At 69.8% G+C, this 6,000-nt stretch carries 4 protein-coding genes and 2 pseudogenes; 1 reads left to right on the top strand and 5 read right to left on the bottom strand.

What is annotated here, in order from left to right; all coding sequences use genetic code 11:
• From pimB to TX88_RS33615, 4 genes and pseudogenes are all read right to left on the bottom strand, one after another.
• A pseudogene (gene pimB / locus TX88_RS30215) lies at positions 1-445 on the bottom strand (GDP-mannose-dependent alpha-(1-6)-phosphatidylinositol monomannoside mannosyltransferase); the annotation flags it as partial.
• 60 nt (positions 446-505) lie between these two features.
• The gene (locus TX88_RS30210; RefSeq protein WP_084622271.1) at positions 506-1,411 is read right to left on the bottom strand and encodes a peptidase; all 906 of its coding nucleotides are present in this window, start codon (positions 1,409-1,411) and stop codon (positions 506-508) included.
• Positions 1,380-2,516 (bottom strand): peptidoglycan hydrolase RipC, encoded by a 1,137-nt coding sequence (ripC, locus tag TX88_RS30205; protein WP_044523640.1) that lies wholly within the window; start codon positions 2,514-2,516, stop codon positions 1,380-1,382. Before ripC ends, TX88_RS30210 begins: the two co-directional genes overlap by 32 nt.
• 152 nt (positions 2,517-2,668) lie before the next feature.
• Complete coding sequence (locus TX88_RS33615; RefSeq protein WP_084622269.1) at positions 2,669-2,935, bottom strand: hypothetical protein; 267 nt, start codon at positions 2,933-2,935, stop codon at positions 2,669-2,671.
• Between the two features lie 116 nt (positions 2,936-3,051).
• Here TX88_RS33615 and TX88_RS30200 point away from each other — a divergent pair.
• Positions 3,052-4,884 (top strand): annotated as a pseudogene (locus TX88_RS30200) (DEDD exonuclease domain-containing protein); the annotation flags it as partial.
• Here TX88_RS30200 and trpD read toward each other — a convergent pair.
• Entirely contained in the window at positions 4,822-5,916 is a 1,095-nt protein-coding gene (trpD, locus tag TX88_RS33610) for an anthranilate phosphoribosyltransferase (RefSeq protein ID WP_084622267.1), read from the bottom strand. The pseudogene TX88_RS30200 and the gene trpD sit on opposite strands and share 63 nt — an antisense overlap.
• Positions 5,917-6,000: the final 84 nt, after the last annotated feature.

The raw sequence follows: 6,000 nt of genomic DNA, 5'->3' as shown, positions 1-6,000 counted from the left end.
TGTAGCGGCTGATGAACGTCACGACGTCGGCGTCGTCTCCGATGCGGCGCAATGCGCTGCGCGCCACCGGCAGCATCGACCAGCCGACCTCGTGGCCATGGGTGCTCGCCACCACGCGCCTGGCACCGGCTCGCCGGGCCAGCGGGCCCAGCAGCGCCAGCGGCGCGGCCGCCCCGAACCACACCGTCTCGATGTCGTTCTCGGCGATCAACCGTTGCATGCGCGTCGCCACGGTCGGTTCGGGCACCATCAGCGAAGTGGGATGCCGCACCACGCGGTACCCGGCGGCAGCGTCGTAGTCCGCGCTGCCCTTCCATTTCGGCGCGTACACCGTGAGCTCGTGCGAGCCGTCCCGCACCAACTCACCGACGAACGCCTCCAGGTACGACTGGATACCGCCGCGACGCGGTGGAAAGTCGTTGGTGACCAACAAAACCCGCGTCATCGCGGCTGACTGTCCATGCGCGATCCGGCTGCGCTCCGTGTGCTCCCCATCGGCGACAGGCTATCCGGTCAGCCAGTGACGCCAACCGGCAACCACTGCGTCGAGATCTGCGCCCAGCGTCTCCCGTACCGCGGTGGCCACATCCGGGTGACCGGCTCCGCAGGCGCGCAGGTACAGCTCACGCAGCTTCGGAACCCCGTAGGCGTCGGCCACGTAGCGGCTGAACCACCACGCCCGGTCGTAGGCCAGGCTGCGGGCGGCACCGGGTGTGTCGAGGTCCGCATCGGTGGGCAGCTGGGCCAGCTCCGCGGCCTGCGCGGGTGCCGCGGTGGGCGGCCGGCCGACGTAGTCGGCCACACCCTCGGTCAGCCAGCGCGGTGCATCGGCCGCGGTCGCCGACCGGGCGGCGTAATGGAACAGTTCGTGGCGCAACACAATTCGTAGCGCGGCCGGGCTCATGTCGGCGGCGCCGGGGGCGAACATGATCCGCTGTGCGGTGGTGGTCGCGGCGATGTCGGGGGCTCCGCCGGCCAGCACCCGGAACTGTTGATCGGACCCCGCGACCGCGATCTCGATGTCTCGCGGCCAGTCCGGACCCCAGAATGCGGTCACCGTGGCGGCCGCCTCACCGAGTTCGGAGCCGAGGCGGCTCAGCAGGGCCTGCGACTGCGGTCCGCCCAGGGCCAGTAGTCGGGCGGTGCGCCCGTCGGGCAGCACCAGCGTGGTGACCGGGTCGGGTTGCGGGACGGCAGGTGCGCCGGTGACGGTCGACGACGCGGCCGGAGGCGGGGACGAAGGTGGGACCGGCGAGGATCTCCACAACAGCGCCGTTGCCAGCGCGAGTTCGACCAGGAATACCGCCAGCAGCAGACGCCGGTACGGCGTCAGGGTGAAACCCGCCCCGCTGTCGGGGCGCTCGATACCGACGGACTTCTCAGTAGCGACGGACGTTGTAGATCGGCGCATTGTTGACCGGGGCGACCCGAACCGGGGTGCCGTAGGTCGACGCGTGCACCATCATCCCGTCACCGATGTAGATACCCACGTGGGAGGCGTCGGAGTAGTACGTCACCACGTCACCGGGCTGCATCGAATCGGCCGAGACCGGCTGACCGCCGCGGGCCATGGCCTGGCTCGAGTGCGGCAGCGAGATGCCGGCGTGCTGGAACGCCCACATCACCAGACCGGAGCAGTCGAAGGAGCTGGGACCGGCAGCGCCCCAGGAGTACGGCGAGCCGATCCGGCTCAGCGCTGCCTGGATGACGGTGCCGGAATGGCCACCGCCCCCATCCGGGAGTGCGCCCTCCGGCGGGGCGACATCGCCGGGCGGAATCCCGTTCGGCGGGTCAGCCAAAATGGCGGGATCCTGCGCAGGCGGCAACGCCTCGGGCGCGGGCACCGGCGGGGTCGGCGGCAGGGCCGTCATCGCTTCCCGCTGGGCCGGGCTCAGCGCCTGGTACTGCGATTTGACGATCGCGATCTGTACCTGGAGCTGGCTTTGCTTGGATTGCAGGTCCGCGCGCACTGCGGCGGCCTGCTCTGCGGCGGTCTTGGCGTCGTCGGCCGATTTCGCCGACTCCTTCTCGGCCAACGCGGCCTTTTCGCCCACCGAACGGAAGCTCTTCATCTGCGCCGACATCTCGGTCGCCATCACCCGCTGCACCGCGAGTTGCTCGATCAGCTGCTGGGGTGAGCCGGCCGTCAGGATCGCGTCCACACCGGAGGTGCGACCACCCATGTACTGGGCGGCAGCTACTTTGTTGACCGAAGTCTGAAAGATTGCCAGCTGCGACTTGGCGTCATCGACGGCCGCGGTGTCGTCGGCATGCTTCTTTTCCGCACTCTCCTGTGCGGCAAGCTTGTTGTTCAGATCCAGCTGCGCGGAGTGCATCGCCTCGGTGGTCTGCTCAGCCTGACGGGACAGCTCATTGAGCTTTGCCAGGGCATCATCACCGGGATCGGCGTGCGAACTCACTGCCAGGAACCCTGGTATCAAGATCAAGCCCGCTATTGCACCTGCAATGGGTCGCTTGACACGACTTGTGGGCCGGTGCGCGCGCTCGTGCCTCAAGTTTTTGTCCTCACAACTGGCGATGGCGAGCCGCCTCGAACTGCTCTTAGGTCTCAGATAGGTTACGAAACGGCATCGGGCTTGTCCAACAGAAGGTGCAAATTTAACAGCCCACCCGGAATATTTTCCTGTGCACGAAGCGACGCGTGTCGTCAGGCGACTCCAGATCTTCCGTTCCGGTGAATAGGCACGAGTCGCAATCGCGGAGCAAGGCCCACGTCAGCGAGCACTTCCAACGCCTGACGCTCGTCATCCAGCAAAGTTTCCGGGACTCCGAGCAACACACTCACGACGCAGTCCTGACATCCCGGCCCACGTACCGCGCAATCGTCGCAGTCGATGGTCACGCTGCCGGTGTCCGGCTCGTCGGGGCAGGGTTCGTCGGCATAGGACCAGTTGTCCCGCCACGCTCCGCTCATCTTGACCGTCCTCTCGATCGGTGTTGCGCGCACCGTATCGCCGCGTACCGACAAGACCCGGCGAGCCCGGGCGTGGCGACCTCAGGTTGTCGGTGCCGGTACCTACCGTCATCGCCATGGGCCAGCGCAACATCGCCGACGCCGAGCAGCTGGCCTTCGGCTTCGGCGCACAGGACGGGGCCATGGACGCCGTCTCGCTGGCCGACACCACGTTCGTGGTGGTGGACCTGGAGACCACCGGGGGCCGGGCCACCGCGAAGGCGCCGGGCGACGGCTACGACGCCATCACCGAGATCGGCGCGGTCAAGATCCGCGGCGGCGAGGTACTCGGCGAGCTGGCCACCCTCGTCGACCCCGGCCGTGCCATCCCTCCGCAGATCGTCGAGCTGACCGGCATCACCACGGCGATGGTGCGCGACGCACCGAAGATCGACAGCGTCCTGCCCGCGTTCCTCGAATTCTCACGGGGCGCGGTGCTGGTCGCCCACAACGCCGGGTTCGACATCGGGTTCCTGCGCGCGGCCGCGCAGCGGGCGGAGCTCGGATGGCCCCGGCCGCCGGTGCTGTGCACGGTGAAACTCGCCCGCCGCGTGCTGACCCGGGACGAGGCGCCCAGCGTGAAGCTGTCCGCACTGGCCCGGCTGTTCGGTGCATCCACCACACCCACGCACCGCGCCCTCGACGACGCCCGCGCCACCGTCGACGTCCTGCACGGCCTGATCGAGCGGGTCGGCAACCAGGGCATCCACACCTTCGCCGATCTCAAGAACTACCTGCCCGACGTCACGCCGGCCCAGCGCCGCAACCGCTCCCTGGCCGACCGGCTGCCGAACCGGCCCGGCGTCTACCTGTTCCGCGGCCCCTCCGACGAGGTGCTCTACGTCGGCACCGCGGTCGATCTGCGGCGGCGGGTCCGCCAGTACTTCACCGGCGCCGACCCTCGGGCGCGGATGAAGGAGATGGCCTCGCTGGCGCGCGTCGTCGACCATGTCGAGTGCGCCCACGACCTGGAGGCCGGGGTACGCGAGCTGCGACTGCTCGCGGCCCACGCACCGCCGTACAACCGAAGGTCCAAGTCCCCGCAGCGATGGTGGTGGGTCGCCCTCACCGACGAAGCCTTCCCGAGGTTGTCGGTGGTGCGAAACCCCGGGCACCGCACCTCTTTCGGACCGTTCTCGGCCCGGGCCGACGCCGTACAGTCCGCCATCCTGCTGGCCCGGTTCACCGGGGTGCGCACCTGCACGGCCCGCTTCGGCGCGGCCGCCTTCCACCGCTGTCCCGAGGTGGAACTGTCCCCGTGCCCGGCCCCGCAGGACGTCGGGGCCGCTGGATACGCGGCCGCCGTGGACCGTGCCACCGCGCTGATCGACGGCACCGACCACACCGGCCTGGCGGCGGCATTGGCCCATATCGGCGAACTGGCGGCGGCCCGGCGGTACGAGACCGCCGCCAGGATGCGCGATCACGCCGCGGTGGCCATCGAGGCGCTGTGGCGAGGGCAGCGGTTGCGCGCCCTGGCCGATCTGCCCGAACTCGTGGCCGCACGCGGGGACGGCAACGGCGGCTGGCATTTCGCGGTGATCCGCCACGGCCAGTTGGCCGGGGCGGGCACGGCCAAGCGCGGTGTGCCGCCGATGCCGGTGGTCGACGCGATCTGCGCGGCCGCGCAGGTAATCCTGCCCACCGCAACACCTTTGGGCGGCGCGCTGGTAGAGGAGACAGCGCTCGTCGCCCGCTGGCTGGCCGCACCGGGAGTGCGCATCGTGCGTACCGACGGCTCGGACGCGGACGCCGGCTACACGACGCCGATCGGGGCGGCGGGCCGCTATGCGCAGTGGGCCGCCACCGCCCGCTCGGCCCGACTGGCCGCGGCCCAGCAGCAGAACTCAGAACTGGAGGCTGAACCGCACCCAACGCGCGAGCAGTTGTTCGGCCGCACCCGAGTCGATGGCCTCGGTGGCCCGCGCCAGACCGGCCTCCCACGCCGGCACCCACTTGGCGTCGCTGGCTAGCCCGGCATGGGCGACCATCGCGCCTGCCGCGTTGAGCACCACCGCGTCACGCACCGGTCCCTTGGCCCCGCCCAGCACCGCGCGTGCCTCGGCGGCATTGGCGGTGGCGTCACCGCCGACCAACTCACTGATGTCGGCACGCTTGAAGCCGAACGCAGCGGGATCGAACTTCAGCCGGTCCACCGTTCCCGCCTGCACACGCCAGATGGTGCTGGTGGTCGTGGTGGTCAGCTCGTCGAGGCCGTCGTCGCCGTGCACCACCAGGACACTGGAGCCGCGAGCCGCGTACACCCCGGCCATCACCTCGGCCAGGTCGTCGAATGCGCAGCCGATCAGCCCGGCCCGGGGCGCGGCCGGATTGGTCAGCGGTCCAAGCAGATTGAAGACGGTCGGAACGCCGATCTCCCGGCGCACCACCGAGGCGTGCCGATACGACGGATGGAACTGGGGCGCGAAGGCGAACCCGATGCCGATCTCGGCGACACTGCGGGCCACCTCGTCCGGGCCGAGGTCGATCCGCACCCCGAGGGCCTCCAGGGTGTCGGCACCGCCCGACAGCGAGGACGCCGCCCGGTTGCCGTGCTTGATCACCGGGACACCGCAGGCCGCCACCACGATGGCCGCCATGGTCGACAGGTTCACCGTGTTGGCCCCGTCGCCGCCGGTACCGACGATGTCGACGGTCTCGTGCCCGATCTGATCGGTCGGCACCCGACGGGCGTGCGACAGCATGATGTCGGCCAACTCCCCGACCTCTGCCGAGGTGGGCCGCTTCATCTTCATCGCCACCGCGAAGCCGGCGATCTGGGCCGGGGTCGCCACCCCGGTCATGATCTGGTCCATGGCCCATCCCGCATAGCCGTTGGGCAGGCTCTGCTCCGTGGTCAGGCGCCCGAGAATGAGCGGCCACGACGGCGCGGCCACAGAGCCGGACGCGGATGGGGAAAGCGGAGAAGATGCAGGAGCCACCGCAGAATGCTATCGCTGCGCGGGTCTGACACCGGAGTCGTGGCGCCGCACAGCCGTCCCCGAGGCGACACGTTTCCGATCAAT

The sequence above is a fragment of the Mycolicibacterium septicum DSM 44393 genome, assembly GCF_000455325.1.
In the GTDB taxonomy this organism is placed as follows: domain Bacteria; phylum Actinomycetota; class Actinomycetes; order Mycobacteriales; family Mycobacteriaceae; genus Mycobacterium; species Mycobacterium septicum.
This window is presented reverse-complemented; position numbering and strand designations above follow the sequence as displayed.

What these genes read in the sequence shown, in the direction of transcription:
- TX88_RS33615 (WP_084622269.1), bottom strand. Translation starts at nt 2,935, where the DNA reads ATGAGCGGAGCGTGGCGGGACAACTGGTCCTATGCCGACGAACCCTGC.
- TX88_RS30210 (WP_084622271.1), bottom strand. Translation starts at nt 1,411, where the DNA reads ATGCGCCGATCTACAACGTCCGTCGCTACTGAGAAGTCCGTCGGTATC.